Source organism: Amycolatopsis sp. CB00013 (genome assembly GCF_001905755.1).
In the GTDB taxonomy this organism is placed as follows: domain Bacteria; phylum Actinomycetota; class Actinomycetes; order Mycobacteriales; family Pseudonocardiaceae; genus Amycolatopsis; species Amycolatopsis japonica.
In genome coordinates, this window is record NZ_LIWC01000004.1 from 512,010 (window position 1) to 529,025 (window position 17,016).

Annotated in this window: 16 protein-coding genes; 7 read left to right on the forward strand and 9 right to left on the reverse strand. The window is 69.3% G+C overall.

The genetic code is table 11. The features are described 5' to 3' along the window. The first annotated feature begins 111 nt into the window (after window positions 1-111). Window positions 112-537, forward strand: a complete 426-nt coding sequence (locus tag AMK34_RS29165; RefSeq protein ID WP_007031884.1) for a DoxX family protein — start codon at window positions 112-114, stop codon at window positions 535-537. 63 nt (window positions 538-600) lie between these two features. Here the strand turns inward: AMK34_RS29165 and AMK34_RS29170 are convergent, their stop codons facing one another. The 3 genes from AMK34_RS29170 to AMK34_RS29180 form a co-directional block, all read right to left on the reverse strand. Then, window positions 601-1,308, reverse strand: a complete 708-nt coding sequence (locus tag AMK34_RS29170) for a TIGR03089 family protein (protein ID WP_073847483.1) — start codon at window positions 1,306-1,308, stop codon at window positions 601-603. A gap of 10 nt (window positions 1,309-1,318) precedes the next feature. Next, window positions 1,319-2,644: an LCP family protein gene (locus AMK34_RS29175; RefSeq protein WP_073847484.1), complete on the reverse strand. Its 1,326-nt coding sequence runs from the start codon at window positions 2,642-2,644 to the stop codon at window positions 1,319-1,321. Window positions 2,645-2,732: 88 nt separating this feature from the next. Next, complete coding sequence (locus tag AMK34_RS29180) at window positions 2,733-4,265, reverse strand: LCP family protein (RefSeq protein ID WP_038519202.1); 1,533 nt, start codon at window positions 4,263-4,265, stop codon at window positions 2,733-2,735. Window positions 4,266-4,416: 151 nt separating this feature from the next. On the opposite strand from AMK34_RS29180, the gene rfbB reads away from it, so the two are divergent. Further along, the gene (gene rfbB / locus AMK34_RS29185; RefSeq protein ID WP_038519200.1) at window positions 4,417-5,400 is read left to right on the forward strand and encodes a dTDP-glucose 4,6-dehydratase; all 984 of its coding nucleotides are present in this window, start codon (window positions 4,417-4,419) and stop codon (window positions 5,398-5,400) included. A 4-nt stretch (window positions 5,401-5,404) separates the two neighbouring features. Next, complete coding sequence (rfbD, locus tag AMK34_RS29190) at window positions 5,405-6,277, forward strand: dTDP-4-dehydrorhamnose reductase (RefSeq protein WP_073847624.1); 873 nt, start codon at window positions 5,405-5,407, stop codon at window positions 6,275-6,277. Between the two features lie 59 nt (window positions 6,278-6,336). Here rfbD and AMK34_RS29195 read toward each other — a convergent pair whose 3' ends face one another. Genes AMK34_RS29195 through AMK34_RS29205 form a run of 3 tightly spaced genes read right to left on the reverse strand, consistent with a single transcriptional unit; the run spans window position 6,337 to window position 10,875 of the window. Next, complete coding sequence (locus tag AMK34_RS29195; RefSeq protein WP_073847485.1) at window positions 6,337-7,425, reverse strand: glycosyltransferase family 4 protein; 1,089 nt, start codon at window positions 7,423-7,425, stop codon at window positions 6,337-6,339. Beyond that, on the reverse strand, window positions 7,418-9,931 hold the full coding sequence (locus tag AMK34_RS29200) for a glycosyltransferase (RefSeq protein ID WP_073847486.1): 2,514 nt from the start codon (window positions 9,929-9,931) through the stop codon (window positions 7,418-7,420). The genes AMK34_RS29195 and AMK34_RS29200 overlap by 8 nt, the downstream gene beginning before the upstream one ends. Window positions 9,932-9,963: 32 nt before the next feature. Next, on the reverse strand, window positions 9,964-10,875 hold the full coding sequence (locus AMK34_RS29205; protein WP_073847487.1) for a glycosyltransferase family 2 protein: 912 nt from the start codon (window positions 10,873-10,875) through the stop codon (window positions 9,964-9,966). 19 nt (window positions 10,876-10,894) lie between these two features. Between AMK34_RS29205 and AMK34_RS29210 the strand changes: the two genes are divergently transcribed. Further along, entirely contained in the window at window positions 10,895-11,950 is a 1,056-nt protein-coding gene (locus AMK34_RS29210) for a glycosyltransferase family 4 protein (RefSeq protein ID WP_073847625.1), read from the forward strand. Window positions 11,951-12,020: 70 nt separating this feature from the next. Continuing rightward, complete coding sequence (locus AMK34_RS29215; RefSeq protein ID WP_037332234.1) at window positions 12,021-13,157, forward strand: glycosyltransferase family 4 protein; 1,137 nt, start codon at window positions 12,021-12,023, stop codon at window positions 13,155-13,157. A 123-nt stretch (window positions 13,158-13,280) separates the two neighbouring features. Here the strand turns inward: AMK34_RS29215 and AMK34_RS29220 are convergent, their stop codons facing one another. Beyond that, window positions 13,281-13,619, reverse strand: coding sequence for a hypothetical protein (locus tag AMK34_RS29220; protein WP_241832888.1), 339 nt, complete (start codon window positions 13,617-13,619; stop codon window positions 13,281-13,283). A 234-nt stretch (window positions 13,620-13,853) separates the two neighbouring features. Between AMK34_RS29220 and AMK34_RS29225 the strand changes: the two genes are divergently transcribed. Then, entirely contained in the window at window positions 13,854-14,717 is an 864-nt protein-coding gene (locus AMK34_RS29225; RefSeq protein WP_198941762.1) for a glycosyltransferase family 2 protein, read from the forward strand. 58 nt (window positions 14,718-14,775) lie between these two features. Next, window positions 14,776-15,816, forward strand: coding sequence for a serine hydrolase domain-containing protein (locus tag AMK34_RS29230; protein WP_073847488.1), 1,041 nt, complete (start codon window positions 14,776-14,778; stop codon window positions 15,814-15,816). A 59-nt stretch (window positions 15,817-15,875) separates the two neighbouring features. Here the strand turns inward: AMK34_RS29230 and AMK34_RS29235 are convergent, their stop codons facing one another. Beyond that, complete coding sequence (locus AMK34_RS29235; RefSeq protein WP_038519184.1) at window positions 15,876-16,376, reverse strand: hypothetical protein; 501 nt, start codon at window positions 16,374-16,376, stop codon at window positions 15,876-15,878. A 125-nt stretch (window positions 16,377-16,501) separates the two neighbouring features. After that, window positions 16,502-16,954 carry an adenylyltransferase/cytidyltransferase family protein gene (locus AMK34_RS29240; protein ID WP_038519182.1) on the reverse strand — a complete coding sequence of 151 codons (453 nt, stop codon included), beginning with the start codon at window positions 16,952-16,954 and terminating at the stop codon, window positions 16,502-16,504. Window positions 16,955-17,016 lie beyond the last annotated feature (62 nt).

The following is a 17,016-nucleotide window of genomic DNA, read 5'->3' on the forward strand; positions in this document are numbered from 1 at the left end:
GTTCCTGTCGGGTACCTGTCGATCACGCTCCGGAGGTGCCGTCGGAGGCGCTCGGTGCCCTACCGTGATCCGGGTAAGTTGAATATTCACCGACCAGAAAGCTGATACCCGATGTTCGCTCGTTTCAAGGATGTCGCCCTCCTGCTGGGCCGGATCGGTGTCGGTGTGGTCTTCCTCGCACACGGCCTGCAGAAGTGGGAAAACGGGATCGACGGCACCGCGAAGTTCTTCGAGCAGACCGGAATCCCGCTCCCGACGCTCGCGGCGATCTTCGCGATCGCGGTGGAGATCGTGGGAGCCATCTTGTTCATCGTCGGTTTCCTGACGCCGCTGGTGGGCCTCGGCTTCGTCGTGGTCTCCGTCGGCGCCCTGCTCTCGGTGCACCTCGACAACGGCCTCACCGGTCAGGGCGGTTACGAACTCGTCCTGGTCCTGGCGGTCGCCGGGCTCGCGCTCGGTTTCAATGCCGGGAAGCTGTCGCTCGACCACGCGCTCTTCGGACGCAAGCGTGAGGCGAAGCAGCTCCAGGACGCCTGACCTCAACGCCAGGAACGGTCCTTTCCTCGCAAAATTTGCAAGGAAAGGACCGTTCCTGGCACTTCAGGAGGGGAGATCCGCGGTAGTCCGCTCCGCTTCGCGTCGAGAAGCGAGTTTGGCCGGATCCGCGTCGGTGACCTGGACCAGATGGGCACCGGCCGCCAGCGGCGTCAGGAACCCGGCCAGGATCCCTTCCGCGCCGGCCCATTCCACAGTGGACAGAACGCGGTCGTCGGCGGACAGCCCCAGTCCGGAAGCGCGAGAGCGCGCCTCGGCGAGCACTTCGTCCACAGTGGACGAGCCCAGTGCGGGAGTGTCGCCGGGCACCGGGAACAGCGGGCTGAACTGGTCACCCGAAAGCCGGGCTTCGGTCAGGTAGTCCATCGCCCCGTCGGGTACGGAGCCGGCGGGCAGCCCGAGACCCATGGGGTGCAGCGAGACGACGGCGGTCGCGGCCGCGTCGGAAGCGCCGCCCGGCGCGACGAACGCCACCCGGGCGCCCGCGGTCTCGGTCACCACCCTGGCGCCGCACCACCACGCGCCCAGCAGCACACCGGCGGTCTGCCAATGCGACGGCAGCACCACGGCGACCTCGTCGCCCGGTTCGACGTCGAACTCGTCGACCAGCCAGTTCGCCGTCTTGGCGGCCCAGTTCACCGTGGTCGCCACGGACAGTTCGACCCGGCTGCCCTGCTTGTCGTCGTAGTGCGTGATCAGCGGTTTCGCGGGCGACCCGAGCACGGGCCGCAGCAGCAGTTCGGTGAGGCTCACGCCCCCAACGCTAGTTCACGCAGGGAACGCTCGACGCGGCGAGCAGCGGAGCCGCCCCGGGCGCCCCACCGCCACCACCCCGGCCCACCAGTCCGGAGACGAACGACCGCACGGCGGCGGGGTCGATCTCGACGATGCTCTGGCCGTCGGCGCTGCGGCCGTTGATGTTCACCACCGGGATCGTCGTGAACGTCAGATCGCCCGACGCGATCCCCTTCGCCTGCTGCGCGAACTCCAGCAGGTCCAGTCCTTCGTCGAGGACGATCGACCGGCGCACGACGTCCATCAGGCCCGCCATCGTCGACGGGCTGGTCAGCGTCCCCGCCGAGAGCACCTGGTTCAGCGCCGACGACAGGAACGTCTGCTGCCGCACGATGCGGTCGAGGTCGCCACGCGGCAGGTTCTTGCGCTGCCGGACGAACGAAAGCGCCTCACCGCCCGACACGGTCTGCTCGCCGCGCCGGAAGTTCGCGCCGGAGTCCTTGTCCTCGGTCGAGTGGTTCAGGCAGACCTTGACGCCGCCCAACGCCTCGGTCAGCAGATAGAACCCGAGCAGATTGACCTCGGCGTAGTGGTCGATCCGGATCTGCGTCAGGTCCTGAACGGTCTGGACCAGTGCCTTGCGGCCTTCCTGATCGGAATCGCGTTCGAGTTTCGCCTGATCGGATTCACCGCGATGCGCGTTGGTGTAGTTGGCCTTCGCGACGCCGTAAGCCGAATTGATCTTGTTCGGACCGCGGCCGGGGATGTCGGTCCAGGTGTCCCGCGGGATCGAGACGCCGGACGGTTTCCCGCCGTTCTTCGGGATCCGCAGGATGATGATGGTGTCGGTGTTGACGCCCGGCTTCTCCTCGGTGCGCAGCTCCTTGAGCACCCGTAGCGGCAGCGGATTGCCCTGCGCGTCGGTGCGCGCGTCGCTGCCGACCAGGAGGATGTCGGTCGCGCCGTCGTCGGCGGGCGGGGCGGCGGGATCGTCGGGCTTGCTCAGGGCGTTCGTCGTGGGGACGTTGTTCTGCAGCTGGTCCTTGGTGACGTACGCGTAGCCCGTCGTGCCGAGGGCGAGCAAGGACACGAGGCCGACCGCGATCCGGCGGGTGATCCGGCCGGCGCGGCGCAGCGGGCGTTCGGGAACGACGAGCGTGCCCGAGACGGCTTCGTCTTCGTCCTCGGCCGGCGTGGAGGGCTGGGGGAGCGGCGGATTCCGCGGGTGCGGCGTCGGGACGAACTGGGGCTCTTCGTCACTCTCGGTGTCCGATTTGGTGTCCTCTTCGGACTTCTGCTCCTCGTCGTCCAACTGCTCAGAACGCGCGTTGACGCTCTTTTCCTCGTCGCTCATCCCTGATCACCTCCCCTGGCGTTGTCGCTGGTCCGATCGTAAGAGAAGGCTATGCCACCGTGAGGTCGGCCACGCTGAGTACCCGGGATTAATTGACGCAGGGCACATTGCCCGCGACGATCGGCGTCGTGCTGGGCGCCGCGGGAGCGCTGGAGGGCGGCTGAGCGGGCTTCGACGGGATCGAAGTCTTCGACGGGGCCGTGGTCGCGTTCGCGCCCTTGAAGTCCTTGCCGAGCAGCACCCGCACCTTGCCGGGGGCGACGTCACGGTCCGCCTCGGCCTGCACCGCGGTGCCGAAGACCTGCTTGATCAGGGCCAGCGCGTCGTCGTCGCCCGGCGCGTACCGGATGACCGTCGAGTTGCGGGTGCTGAGCTTGGTGTCGGCAGCGAGTTTGAAACCCTTGCCCTGCAACAGGTTCCGGGTCTCGGTGGCCACCGTGGGCGAACCGGATCCGTCGAAGAGTTCGACGGTCACCGCTTCCGCGCCCGGCAGGGTGGCCGGGGTCTCCGTCGGTGCCGTCTCGCCGTCGGCGGTCAGGCGGGTGACCTCGGCCTGCACCTGCGCCGGGTCCACCCGGAGCACGGCGGCGCCGCCGATATTCGCGTCGCCCTGGGTCGGGATGGTGTGGAACTCGACGTTCCCGCTGGTCAGCCCGCGCATCTGGGCGGCGAACTCGGGCAGGTCCCAGCCTGCCGACAGCACGACCGACTTCTTCACAGCGTCGATCAGGTCGGAGATCTTCGCCGGGTTCATCAGGACGTCGGAGGAGAGCACCTTGTTCGCCAGCCCCGACAGGAAGGCCTGCTGCCGCGCGATCCGGTCGAGGTCGCCGTTCTGCAGGTCGTAGCGCTGCCGGACGAACGCGAGCGCCTGCACGCCCTCGACGGTGGACTTGCCCGCGGGCAGGTCCACGCCGGACTTCTTCTCCTTGACCGCGTTGTTGAGGCAGACCTCGACGCCGCCGATCGCCTTGGTGATCTCGTAGAAGCTCGACAGGTTCACCTCGGCGTACCGGTCGATCATCTTCGGCTTGCCGATGAACTTCTCCAGCGTCGCGATCAGGTTCTTGCGGCCGGCGTCCTTGGCCTTGGCGTCGACGTCCTTGAGATCGGAGTTGCCCTGCTGCTGCAGCGTCTTCGACGTGTCGTTGTAGGCGTACACGTACGCGCTGTTGAGCTTGTGCTTGCCGAAACCGCCGGTGATCTCGACCCACGAGTCACGGGGGAAGGAGATCGCGACCGCCTTCTTACCGTTCTGGGGGATGTGCACCAGGATCATCGTGTCGGTCTGGCGCTCGCCGTCCGAAACACCGGCGTGCAGCATGTCGAGGACCTCGCGCGGCAGCGGGTTGCCCTGCGCGTCGGTGCGGCTGTCCTGGCCGACGAGCAGGATGTCGATCGCGCCGTCCAGCGGTTTCGCCGGTGGATGGCCGTTGTCCTCGAAGATGTTCGTGGTCGCGAAGCCCTGCGACGGGTCACCGATGAACTGCCAGCCCCACCAGGTCAGCGCCAGGATCGTGATCGAGACCAGGCTGAACACGACCTTCACGCCGCGGCGGGCGAACACCACGACGCCGCCGCCACGGCGCGCCGGAATGGGTGGCCCGGGCCACTCGGTCACGTGCGGTCCTCCACGAATCTCCCCAGGGCACACGCGTGCCTCGCCCATAACTCTACTGATCCTCGTGTTAGACGTCCGTAGGCTGGTGAAAGGTTGCCCCGGTCGTGACACACTCGGCCGGTCGGTGAAGTCGTAGAGGGAGGATCGCGGGATGCGAGTGCTGGTCACCGGGGGTGCCGGGTTCATCGGTTCGCATTACGTCCGGCAGGTGCTGACGGGCGCGTACCCGAGCTTGGCCGACGCCGAGCTGATCGTGCTCGACAAGCTGACCTACGCGGGCAACGAGGCGAACCTGGAGCCGGTGCGCAAGAACCCGCGCTACCGGTTCGAAAAGGGCGACATCTGTGACGGCGCCCTGGTCAGCGAGCTCATGCGGGGCGTCGACCTGGTCGTGCACTTCGCCGCCGAGTCCCATGTGGACCGTTCGATCGCCGGCGCGGCCGACTTCGTGCTGACCAACGTGCTGGGCACGCAGACCCTGTTGCAGGCCGCGCTCGAGGCCGAGGTCGGGAAGTTCGTCCACGTGTCCACCGACGAGGTCTACGGCTCGATCGACGAGGGTTCCTGGGCCGAAGACCACGCGCTGGAGCCGAATTCGCCGTACTCGGCGTCGAAGGCGTCCTCGGATCTGTTGGCCCGTTCGTTCTTCCGCACGCACGGGCTGCCCGTCTGTGTCACGAGGTGCTCGAACAACTACGGTCCGTACCAGTTCCCGGAGAAGGTCATCCCGCTCTTCGTGACCAATCTGCTCGACGGCAAGAAGGTCCCGCTCTACGGCGACGGGCTCAACGTACGTGACTGGCTGCACGTGGACGATCACTGTCACGGCATCCAACTCGTCGCCGACGGCGGCAGGCCGGGCGAGGTCTACAACATCGGCGGCGGCACGGAACTCACCAACCGCGAGCTGACCGAGCGGCTGCTGACCGCCGTCGGCGCGGACTGGGAGAGCGTCGAGCCGGTCGAGGACCGCAAGGGGCACGACCGCCGGTACTCGGTCGACATCACCAAGATATCGACGGAGCTCGGTTACGCGCCGCGTCAGTCCTTTGAGGACGGACTGGCCGACACGGTCGCCTGGTACAGCGGAAACCGGTCGTGGTGGGAGCCGCTGAAGAAGCGTGCGGGGGCGTGAGCGGGTGCTGAGCATTCTCGTACCGGGCGGATCCGGTCAGCTCGGGCAGGACCTCGCGGCGCTGGCCCCGGAGGCCGCGACCCCGTCGTCTTCGGAGCTGAACGTGCGCGACACCGGCCAGGTCGTCGCCGCGGTGACCGAACTGGCGGACCGCGCGCGGGCGACGGGGACGTCGCCGGTGGTGATCAACGCGGCCGCCTACACCGCGGTGGACGCGGCGGAAACCGACGAGGAGCGGGCGTTCGCGGTGAACGCCGACGGTCCCCGGGTGCTCGCCGCCGCGTGCTCGTCGCGAGGGGTTCCGCTCATCCATGTGTCCACGGACTACGTGTTCGCCGGTGACGGGACTTCGCCGTATGAGCCCGGCGACCTGCTGGGCCCACTGAACGCCTACGGCCGGACGAAGGCGGCCGGTGAGGACGCGCTGCTCGGGTCCGGAGCGCGGTCCTGGATCGTGCGGACGTCCTGGGTGTACGGCAAAACCGGGGCGAACTTCGTGAAGACCATGGCGCGCCTGGAAAAGGAGCGCGAGGAACTGTCCGTAGTGGACGATCAGACCGGTTCGCCGACCTGGTCGCGAGATCTCGCCGCCGGACTGCTGGAGCTGGCCGGTCGGGTCGCCGCGGGTGAAGGGCCTTCGCAGCGCGTGCTGCATTGCACGGGTGGCGGGTCGACGACGTGGTTTGGGTTCGCGAAGGCGATCTTCGCGGAACTCGGCGCGGATCCGGCTCGGGTGAAGCCGTGTACGACGGCGGAATTCCCGCGTCCGGCGGCACGTCCGGCTTATGGGGTGCTGTCGAACGCTTCGTGGCGCGAGGCGGGTCTCACGCCGCTTCGGGACTGGTCCGATGCCCTGAAGGCCTACTTCGCTTCCTGACCCCGCCCCGCATTTCGTCCTCTGAATGCGATCGCATTCAGAGGACGAAATGCGGGAGGTCAGTGCTTCGTGCTCGCCTGGCGGTACGCGGCGACGGTGAGTTCGGCGCACGCGCGCCAGGTGAAGTTCGCGACGTGGGCGCGGCGCGCGGCCGAGGTGGCGACGGCGTGCGGGTCGCTGACGGCCATCCGCAGCGCCTCCACGAGCCCGTCGACGTCCTCGTAGGGCACCAGGCTCGCGCAGTTCCCCGCGACCTCGCGCAGCGCCGGGATGTCCGTGCACACCACGGGAACGTCCGATGCCAGCGCTTCCAGCACCGGAAGCCCGAAGCCTTCGTCGCGTGACGGCAGCACCAGCGCACTCGCCCCGGCGACGACCCGCCGGAGGTTCACGTCCGACAGGTAGCCGACGTGCCGCGAGCGTGAGCCCACCGAGAACGAACCGGGGCCGACGAACACCAGATCCGGCAGATCCGACGCGGCCTCGTGGGCCTGCTGGAGCCAGTGCAGGCCTTTCCGGGGGCCGGGGGCGCCGGCGAAGAGCAGGTATTTGTCCGGGAGGTCGAGTTCCTTGCGGCGCTCGGGATCCGGCGGGCGCGCGGTGAACCACGCCGGGTTCACGCCGAGCGGGGTGACGATGATCTTGCCGCGGTCCACGTCGAGCCGTTCGGCGACCTGGTCGGCCACGGCGTTGGTGGGCGTGCAGATCGCGTCGGCGAGCCGGGCGCCGCGCCGGACCAGCCGCGGCAGCTCGTGATCGCTCGGCGCGAGCTCCTCGGGAGCCTCCAAAAAGGCCAGATCGTGGATGGTCACCACACCCGCCGCGCGGAACCGGCCGGGCAGCACGAAGTTGGTGCCGTGCACGACGTCCGTCGGCCCGGCGAACAGCTCGACCGGCGGCAGTTGCGAACGCAGCCACGCCTTCCGCAGCAGCCGTGCGGCCACCGGCATCCCGCGGGCCCGGACGCCGTGCGGGAGCACGTGCCGCAGCCGTCGCCAGCCGCGCAAGGTGAACGCGACCGCGCGGGTGTCCACTTCGGACATGGAGGCGAGCTCTTCGGACAGCGCGACGGTGTACCGGCCGATACCCGTCCTGGCACCGAGCAGCGGGGTCCCGTCGAGCAGAACGCGCAAGGGGCGGTCAGCCACGGCCGAGCCTCTGCTTGGCGACCTTGACCACCCGGCCGCCGACGCGCCGCGCGAGTTCCTTCGGTCCGCCGTCGGCGAGGTACTCGCGGATCAGGTCGACGTCGCGGCGCAGCATTTCCTTGCCCCGCACCGGTACGCTGACCACGAGGTCCGCCGAACCGGGCAGCCGGTCCGCGGCGGGCCGCGGGTTCCGGCAGAACTCCACCAGCGGTTTCAGCGCCTCGGGCCAGGCGTAGCGCTGGGCGACGGTGGCCATCCGCTCGACACAGCCGGCGGCGAACTCCTCGTCGTACAACGCCTTTTCCAGCGCGTCGGCCAGCGCGTCCACGTCCTCGGCCGGGACGACGACGCCGAGCTTCTCCTCGCGGACCAGGTCGGCGAACGAGTCCCCGTCGGTGGTGACGATCGGCAGCCCGGCCCACAGGTAGTCCAGCACCCGCGTGCGGAACGCGAACGTCGTCTCGACGTGCTCGTAGTGCGTGGTGACACCGCAGTTCGCGTCGAGCAGCCAGTTCTGGCGCTCCTCGTACGGCACCCACTGCTGGTTGAAGAACACGTGCTTGCCGGTGAGCCCGAGCGTGTCCGAGAGCAGCATCGTGCGCGCGCCGATGTCCATCTCGGTGACCTCGGGGTTGGGATGTTTCATCCCGAGGAACACCAGCCGGACGTCGCCGCGGCGCTGCCGCAGCCGTTCGATCGCCCGGACCAGGGTCAACGGGTCGAACCAGCTGTAGACCCCGCCCGCCCACAGCACGACGTGATCGGTCTCGCCGATGCCGTCCAAAGTGGACCGAAGGCCGGGTCCGGTGCGGACCGGAGCCTGCGGGGACAGGCCGAACGGGACGATCGACAGCAGCGACTGGGTGGTCGGGTCGGCGTCGTACAGCCGCGGCGAGAGCCTGCCCATAGCGGCGAGGTGGCCCAGCCAGAAGTGGCGCTGACGCTCCGACGCGCACAGGAAGAAGTCGCCGCGCTCCAGCTGTGCGTCGAGGACCTTGGTGACCCCGATGAGGTCCAGTGCCCGTTTGTCGTCGGGTACGCCCTTTCCCTGTTCGAGCAGCTCCAGATGCATCGGGTCGTACAGGTCCGCGACGACGATCTTGTGCGCGTACTGCTCCTTGAGCGACGGTGCGAGCTCCAGCACGTGCCCCTGCAGGACGATGATGTCGGCCCACGCGATCGGTGTCTCCAGATCGCGCCTGGTCGCCGCGCTGACCCGGAACGCCGCGGGCGGCGGGTCGGCGAGGGGGTTGATCGTCACCAGGTGGACGTCGTGCTCCGTGGCCAGGGTCGCGGCCATGTTCCACGCGCGGATCGCCGGGCCCGCCATCCGCTCGGTGATCGAGTCACCGGTGATCACCAGTACCTTGCGGCGCTGCCCGAAGAGCGCGTCGATGCCGAACGTCTCGACCAGCACGTCGTGCGCGGCGAGATAGCGCGGCAGCGGGTATGCGGGCTCCAAGGCCTTGCGCAGCAAGGGAAGCAGATCGGCGTCGGTGCGGACGCGGGCGGCCTGTTCGGCGGCACGGGACTCGGTGAGCGACGGCAGGAGTTCGACGAACTGGTCGATCGCCAGTACTCCGGCCAACGTCGTCCTCGGCACCTCGACCGGGCCGGTTTCGGCCGGGCCGACACCCTGGGCGAGATCGAACTGAGTGGCGTCGAGGTCCCCGCGCGCGGTCGCCCGGCGGACGGCCAGCGCCAGCGCGGCGGGGAGCGCGCGCGAAAGGGTCTCGTCGGAGAGGTTCTTGTACAGCGCAGCCAAGGCGTTGCGCTCCAGCAAGAACGTTTCGCGCCCGGAGTCCGGAGCGTCCACTGTGGACATCGTGGCGTGATGCTTGTGATAGGTCAGCGACTCGGGCACGTAGCGCACGCGCCAGCCGCGCAGGTTCAGCCGCCAGCCGAGGTCGACGTCCTCGTAGAACATGAAGAACCGCTCGTCGAACCCGCCGAGCTCGGCGAACACCCCGGCGCGGACGAACATCGCCGAACCGGTCGCGAACAGGACGTCCTTGGCGATCTCGTGTTCGGCGGCGGGGACGTCGGCCAGCAGGCTGCCGGCGTGGCGTTTGTAGCCCATGCCGAACCAGGTCAGGCCCGCGTCGACGAAGTCGGTGCCGGTGCCGTCCCAGTCGAGGACCTTGCTGGCCACCGCGGCGACCGTCGGCTGGGCGCGCAGCTCGGCGACGGCCGTGCCGACCCAGCCGGGGGCCGGGCGGGCGTCGTTGTTGAGGAAGGCGAGGACGGTGCCGGTGGCGTGCCGCGCGCCGAGGTTGCAGCCGCCCGCGAAGCCGGAGTTCACTGGCGATTCGACGAGCTTGACGCCCGGTGCGGCGGCCTTGATCTCGGCGACGTCGCTGCCGCCGGAGGCGTTGTCGACGCAGATGACCTCGAGGTTCGGGTAATCGTGTTCAGCGAGTGCGCGCAGGCAGGTGACGGTGTCGGCGGCCCCCCGGTAGTTCACGACGATCACCGAGACGACCGGTTGCGTTTCCCCCTGCGCCAAAGCCGTACTCCCTGCTCTCGATTGGGGCAAGCTTAATTGCCCGCCCACGCCTCCCAGACCGCGCCTCGGCCCAGTGTCGCCCGTCGCCCTACAGCCCGCCGCTCGACCAGCGTGCGCGGCAGGCGCGCGGCGACGGCGCCCAGGACGCGGCACCGGAGACTCAGACGGAAGTTCGGTGCCATCGGTTTCCCCCGGAGGGGCAGTACCAGGGTGAGTACGGCGAACTTCACCAGCTGGCGGATCGCCACCGCGCGCGGGGCGCAGCGCAGGAGGGTCAGGAGGCGGTTGCGTTCATTCCACAGGTGGAACCGGACCGAACCCGGCAGAGTGCTCGCGCCATGCTCATGGGTGACGTCGGCTTCGGCGCTGACGACGTCCCAGCCCGCCAGCCGCAGCCGCCACGCGGTGTCGGTGTCCTCGTAGTAGCAGAAATAGGAGGCGGGGACGCCGCCGACGGAACGGAGTGCCTCGACGTCGAGGACGGCCGCGCCCCCGCAGAAGCCGAAGACCTCTTCGACGGGTTCCGGCAGGTCGGCGCCGTGACCGTCGGCCGTCAGGCGGACGCCGGTGGACTGGACGGTCCCGTCGGGGAGCGTCAGCCGGGCGCTCACGGCGGCGGCGAGCGGCGCCTTCGTGAGCGTGTCTTCGCAGGTCGCGAGCCAATCCGGGGCCGGCGCGGCGTCGTCGTTGAGCCAGGCCATCAGCGGAGTGTCCACTTTGTCCAGTGCGGCGGCCATGGCGCCCGCGTAGCCGGTGTTGCGCCGCAGCCGGAGCACTTCGGGCTTCGACGGATGGGCGGCGAGCAGGGCGGCCGTTCCGTCGTCGGAGGCGTTGTCGACGACCAGGGTCCGGTGCGCGCGGGTCTGCGCGGCGAGGGCGTCGAGGCAGGCGGTGATGTGCGCGGCGCCGCGCCAGGTGACCACGACGACGGTGGTGCTGGTCATGGTGGAGAGAATAGTGACCATGCCCGAACTGGTCGTGCTCGCCGAGCAGCTGCTGGCGCCGGTCCCCGGCGGGACCGGCCGCTACACCGGTGAGCTGCTGCGCGCGCTCGCCGAGACGGCGCCGCCGGGCTGGACGGTGTCGAGCGTCGTCGCGCGGCACGCCGACATCGAAGCCGCGGTCGTCGAGGGGGTCGAGGGGCCGCGCGTGCTGCCGATCCCGCCCCGGGGGCTGATCGCCGCTTGGCAGCTGGGCCTGCCGTGGTGGCCGGGCGGCGACGCGGTCCACGCGCCGACGCCGCTCGCGCCCGCCAGGGTGCCGAGGGGGCGGACGCTGTCGGTCGCGGTGCACGACACCGTGCCGTGGACGCATCCTGAGACGCTGACCCCGCGCGGCGTCGCGTGGCACAAGGCGGTGATCGCGCGAGCCGCGTCGCGGGCGACCGCGCTGACCGTGCCCACGCAAGCGATTGCGGACGAGCTCGCCGGGCTCGTCCCGGTTTCGGTACCGGTGCGCGTGATCCCGCACGGGGTGCGGCCGCCCGCCGGGTTCGCCGAGGTCGCGCTGCCGGAGAAGTACGTGCTCGCGATCGGGACGATCGAACCGCGCAAGGGCATCGACGTGCTGATCGACGCCGCCGGTCGGATCGGGGTGCCGCTGGTGCTGGCCGGCCAGCCGGGGTGGGGCGGCATCGACCCGTCGGCGCTGGCGCGCGAGCACGGCGCCGACGTCCGGGTACTGGGGAAGGTGAGCGACGCGGAGCTGGCGTTCGCGCTGCGGGGCGCGTCGGTGCTGGCGATGCCGAGCCGGGCGGAGGGGTTCGGGCTGCCGCTGATCGAGGCGATGGCGGCCGGGGTGCCGGTGGTGCATTCGGACGCTCCCGCCCTGGTCGAGGTGGCCGGGGGAGCGGGCGTCACCGTCCCCGTCGGCGATGCGCAAGCGCTTGCGGATGCCCTTCGCGACGTCCTCGACCATCCGGAACGTGCGGCAGCCCTGCGTGACAGTGGTCTCAGTCGTTCGAGTGAGTTCACCTGGCAACGAGCCGCTTCCGCGGTTTGGGGCCTCCACTTGCGCTAGCAGTTTGTCGGTTCCCCACCGCGGGCCTGGTGCACGGCCGTACCCTCCTAGGGTGACCGATGACCCTCGCGTGCTTATCGACGCGACCGCCGTCCCCGCGGACCGGGGTGGCGTCGGTCGCTACGTGGATTCGCTGGTCGCGGCGCTGGACGAGGACGGCGCGCGGATCACCGTCGTCTGCCAGCCGCGGGACGCGGTGCTGTACGACCGGCTCGCGCCCGGCGCGCGGATCGTGCCCACCTCACCGTCGACATCGACCAGGACGGCCAGGCTGACCTGGGAGCAGGCGACCCTGCCCCGGCTGGTCCGCCGGCTCGCCGCCGACGTCGTCCATTCGCCGCACTACACGATGCCGCTGGCGAGCCCGGCCGCTTCGGTGGTGACGCTGCACGACGCGACCTTCTTCACCGACGCGGTCCTGCACTCTTCGGTGAAGGCGCGCTTCTTCCGCGCCTGGACCGCGACTGCGCTTCGCCGGGCGACGCTGTGCGTCGTGCCGAGCATCGCGACGGCGGCCGAACTGGAGCGCGTCGGCCAGGTGCGCACGGCGGAACTGGAGATCATCCACCACGGCGTCGAACCGGACCGGTTTCATCCGCCGTCGCCCGCGGAGATCGAGGCCGCGCGCAAGGCCGTCGGACTCGGGAAGACGCCGTACGTCGCCTTCCTCGGCGCGCTGGAACCGCGCAAGAACGTGCCCGCGCTGATCCGTGGCTTCGCCCACGCCGTGATCGGCAGGCCGAACCCGCCTGCGCTGGTGCTGGCCGGGCAGCCGGGCTGGGACTCGCAGGTCGAACGCGCACTGGACGCCGTTCCGCACCGGCTGCGGGTGATCCGGGCGGGATATCTGCCGTTCGACACGCTCGCCGGTTTCCTCGGCGGCTCCGAACTGGTCGCCTATCCGAGTCTCGGCGAGGGATTCGGGCTGCCGGTGCTGGAGGCGATGGCGTGCGGCGCGAGCGTGCTCACGACGCGACGGCTTTCGCTGCCGGAGGTCGGCGGGGACGCGGTCGCCTACTGCGGTGTCGGCGCCGGAGACGTCGCCGCGGCCATCTCCGAGCTGCTCGACGCCCCGGCTCGTCGGGCCGAGCTGGCCGAAGCCGCGCTTCGGCGGGCGAAGGAGTTCTCGTGGGCGACGACCGCGGAGCGGCATCGTGAGGCTTACGCGAAGGCTTGGCACCGGCATGCGCAGCGGCGGGCGAGCTGAGTCCTGCTTCTGCCAGGGGAGCTGTTCGGTATGTGGGGTATGCTTGAGGTGCGAGGCCCCGGTGGGGCCGAGTATGAAGGCCCGTGACGCGTCCGGACGGTCGTCTCGCGGGCTTTTCGCTGTTCAGAGTTCGATGATCGCATCGACGAGCCGGTCTGCTTTTCGGCGCCAGTGACCGCCCGCGCCGAAACACCATCCCACCGCGTCGGAAATCCACAACAGCGGTTCGGCGGTCGAGTTCAGGTGCTCGTAGGTGAGCTCGGTCTTGGAGGGCCGATGACCCAGAGCTCGCTGCAACGTCCTGCGGTCGTGGACATCGCGATGGTCGCGCGAGTCGAGAACCAACCGGTGTGCGTTCTTGGCGAGTAGATCGGCGACGGCATGTTCAAGGCATTTCTGCCTGGCCTCTTCCTCTGCTTTCCGCGTACACGAGCCCAGATACAGGATCGTCGTGACTTCCAAGGCGGCGATGCGGTCGATCAGTTGCCTGCGCCGGGGGGACCAGCGTCATGCACAGGAGGTACCGCTGGTCTCGCACCGATTCGTCGATGAAGGCGTGCACGGGCATCGGTCCATTCTGCCTGGCGCTGATTGCGGAAAGCAGTCGGGTGTGCACGCTCCGTTGCGGCCGCGCAATCGGCGTGGCCGAAGTGGGTGGGCCGAAGTCGCGTTCGGTGACGGGTGGACAATGGCCGCGTGACTGAGCACCCCAGCTACGGCGACGGGATCGCCGTCGTGACCGTGACGTACTTCCCCGGCGAGACCCTGGAGAAGTTCCTCGACACCCTCGAGAAGGCGACGGACCGGGACATCCAGGTCGTCGTCGCCGACAACGACTCCACGGACGACGCGCTGGACAAGGCCGCCCGCCGGGACAACGTCAAGCTGCTCAGGATCGGCGAGAACGTCGGTTACGGCACCGCCGCCAACCGGGGCGTCGCGGAACTCGACGACAGCTACGGCTGGGTCGCCGTGGTGAACCCGGACGTCGAATGGGAGCCCGGTTCGCTCGACGCGTTGCTCGAGGTGGCCGAGCGCTGGCCGCGCGGTGGCGCCTTCGGCCCGCTCATCCACGATCTCGACGGCACGGTGTACCCGTCGGCCCGGCTGCTGCCGTCGTTCGGCCGCGGGATCGGGCACGCGGCGTTCGGCAAGATCTGGCCGGGCAATCCGTGGACGCGGCAGTACCGGCAGGAGACCGGCACCCCGGTCGAGCGCACGGCGGGCTGGCTTTCCGGGTCCTGCCAGCTGTTCCGTCGCGAGGCCTTCGATTCGGTCGACGGGTTCGACACGCGCTACTTCATGTACTTCGAGGACGTCGACCTCGGCGACAGGATGACCCGCGCCGGCTGGCTGAACGTGTACGCGCCTTCGTCCAGTGTCATGCACATCGGCGGTCACTCGACGTCGCAGGCTTCGGCGAAGATGCTGCGCGCGCACCACGACAGTGCGTACCGCTACCTCGCGGACCGTCACCGCGGTCTCCTGTGGAAGCCGGTCATGCTCGCGGTGAAGGCCGGTCTCGCGCTGCGCCTCAAGCTCGAAACGCGCCAGAAGTAGCCGTTCCGGCCACCGGAATTCACGCGACCGGGTTCCTCGTCGTCGTTACCGTCGGTGCATGGACTTCGCCGCACTGGACACCTGGCTGACGGAACGCGCCGGGGAGGACCGCTTCTCCGGAGTCGTGCTGATCCGGCGCGGCGACGAGACGCTGTTCGAACGCGGCTACGGCCTGGCCAGCCGCCGCTGGTCGGTGCCGAACGCGCCGGACGTCCGGTACGACACCGCGTCGATCACCAAGGTCGTCACCGCGATCGCCGCATTGCGGCTGGTCGACGAAGGCCGCTTGGACCTCGACCGCCCGATCGGCGGGATCATCGACCTCGCAGGCACCGTGATCGCGGCCGGGGTGACGACGCGACAGCTGCTCACGCACACGTCCGGGATCGCCGACGACGCCGACGAGGAAGCCGGCGAGAGCTACGAAGCGCTGTGGGTCGACAAGCCGGTGTACTCGGTCGTCGAGACGCGTGACCATCTGCCCAATTTCGCTTACCGGGCACCGAATTTCGCGCCCGGCGAGGGCTGCCGGTACTGCAATTCGGGCTATGTCCTCGCGGGGCTGGTGATCGAGGAGATCACCGGAAGGCCGTATCGCGACCACGTCCGGGAGGCCGTGCTCGACCGCGCGGGGATGACCGATTCGGGGTTCTTCGACCGGCGTGATCCGCAGCCGAGGGTCGCCGAAGGCTGGGACCCGATCCTCGACGGCGACCAGATCACCGGCTGGAAGCAGAATATCTTCAGCTACCCGCCGATCGGTTCACCCGACGGAGGGGCGTACTGCACCGTCGGTGACCTCGTGCGGCTTCTGCGGGCGATCCGCGAAGAACGGCTCTTGAGCCCTGAACGCACGAAGGAGTTCCTCACGCCTCAGGTGCTCCACAGCAGCGGTGTTCGGTACGGCTTCGGCCTCGAATTCGTGCTGGCACCGGACGGTTCGGTGCGGCACTACTACAAGGACGGCGGGAACGTCGGCGTCTGCTCGCTCATGCGGCACTACCCGGCCGAAGGGCTGGACGTCGCGATGCTGTCCAACGCCACGTACGGCGGGGGAGCGGCGATCAAGGAGATCGATCGCGTGATCCGGATGCTATGAAAGGTCCTTTCCTTGCAAAATTTGCAAGGAAAGGACCTTTCATAGCGCGCGCGTGGGGGCTAGATGCCGTCCAGCCGGCGCGAAAGGTTCGAACGCCCCGAAGGATTCTGCTTCACCGTCGGCACCAAGCCGCCGACCTCGTTCTCGACGGTCTCCGGCTCCGGCTGCTCGATCAGCGGGCTCTGCACCGGAGTGGCGGGCGGCCGCCGGGTGAGCGGGGTCGTCGCCTGCGGGAGCGGTCTGGTCGGCTGCGGGGTGCCGGGACGCCGGGGATACGGCTGCGGCTGGGTCGAGCCTTCGCCCCGCGCCGGCGGCAGGTCCAGCCGCGTCGTCGGTTCGGGTCCCGCGAGCGGGTGGTCGTTCTCCGCGATCAGCGAAGCCGGTAGCTGAGTGGTCGTGTCCGGGTCCGACGAACGATCGATCTCGGCGACCACCGACCGGGGGATCTGCTGAGTGTTCGCGGAGTCCATCGGAGACGTCGCGTTGTCCGGTGTCACGACGAAGGCTCCACGCGCGCTAGCGCGTGCGAGCAAGGCGTCCGCCCGAGCACGGGGGTCCATTCCCCTAGGCCTCCCGACTGACCTGGGGCCCTCTGGGTTCAGGGCCGACTGTGTGTTGTCTAGGGTAGGCCCTAGGAGCGGCCGCCGTCAGCAGACCCGCGAACGTCGTCCGACAAATATCGGTGTCAGGCTTCCATGTCCGAAAGGATCCGGGTGCTGGAGTCGGCCTTGTCCGTGCCGCCGATGCCGTAGATCATCGAGATGTCGTTCCGGGCCCCGGCCTCGACCTCGTCGGCGGGCAGCTCGTCGACGTTGCGCCGATCCCCGCCGTTGCAGAACTCGAGCTCCGTGTCCGGGTACGCCGCGCGGATCAGGTCGAACGACTCGTTGATGCCCGGCCCCTGCTCGACGGCGATGTACACGTCGTCGACGATGCGCAGCGCGCGGACGATCCGGGCCCGGACGTCCTCGACCTGGATCACCCTGCCCTTCTTGAGGACCTGCTGGTGATCGTTGTTGACGATGACGATCAGGTAGCCCGACCGTGCCTGAGCGGCTTCGAACAGGTCGAGATGGCCCTGGTGGAGCGGGTTGAAGTACCCGCTGACGATCGAGGCCTTCGCCGGTCGCTCGGTCATCGTCGCTGTCCTCCATAGGCTTACGGGTTCGGGTGGCCCGCTCACCCTAGCCGAGTGCCGGG

What these genes read in the sequence shown, in the direction of transcription:
- AMK34_RS29210 (WP_073847625.1), top strand. Translation starts at nt 10,895, where the DNA reads ATGCCCGAACTGGTCGTGCTCGCCGAGCAGCTGCTGGCGCCGGTCCCC.
- AMK34_RS29235 (WP_038519184.1), bottom strand. Translation starts at nt 16,376, where the DNA reads ATGGACCCCCGTGCTCGGGCGGACGCCTTGCTCGCACGCGCTAGCGCG.
- AMK34_RS29175 (WP_073847484.1), bottom strand. Translation starts at nt 2,644, where the DNA reads ATGAGCGACGAGGAAAAGAGCGTCAACGCGCGTTCTGAGCAGTTGGAC.
- AMK34_RS29165 (WP_007031884.1), top strand. Translation starts at nt 112, where the DNA reads ATGTTCGCTCGTTTCAAGGATGTCGCCCTCCTGCTGGGCCGGATCGGT.
- AMK34_RS29230 (WP_073847488.1), top strand. Translation starts at nt 14,776, where the DNA reads ATGGACTTCGCCGCACTGGACACCTGGCTGACGGAACGCGCCGGGGAG.
- AMK34_RS29205 (WP_073847487.1), bottom strand. Translation starts at nt 10,875, where the DNA reads ATGACCAGCACCACCGTCGTCGTGGTCACCTGGCGCGGCGCCGCGCAC.
- AMK34_RS29240 (WP_038519182.1), bottom strand. Translation starts at nt 16,954, where the DNA reads ATGACCGAGCGACCGGCGAAGGCCTCGATCGTCAGCGGGTACTTCAAC.
- rfbB (WP_038519200.1), top strand. Translation starts at nt 4,417, where the DNA reads ATGCGAGTGCTGGTCACCGGGGGTGCCGGGTTCATCGGTTCGCATTAC.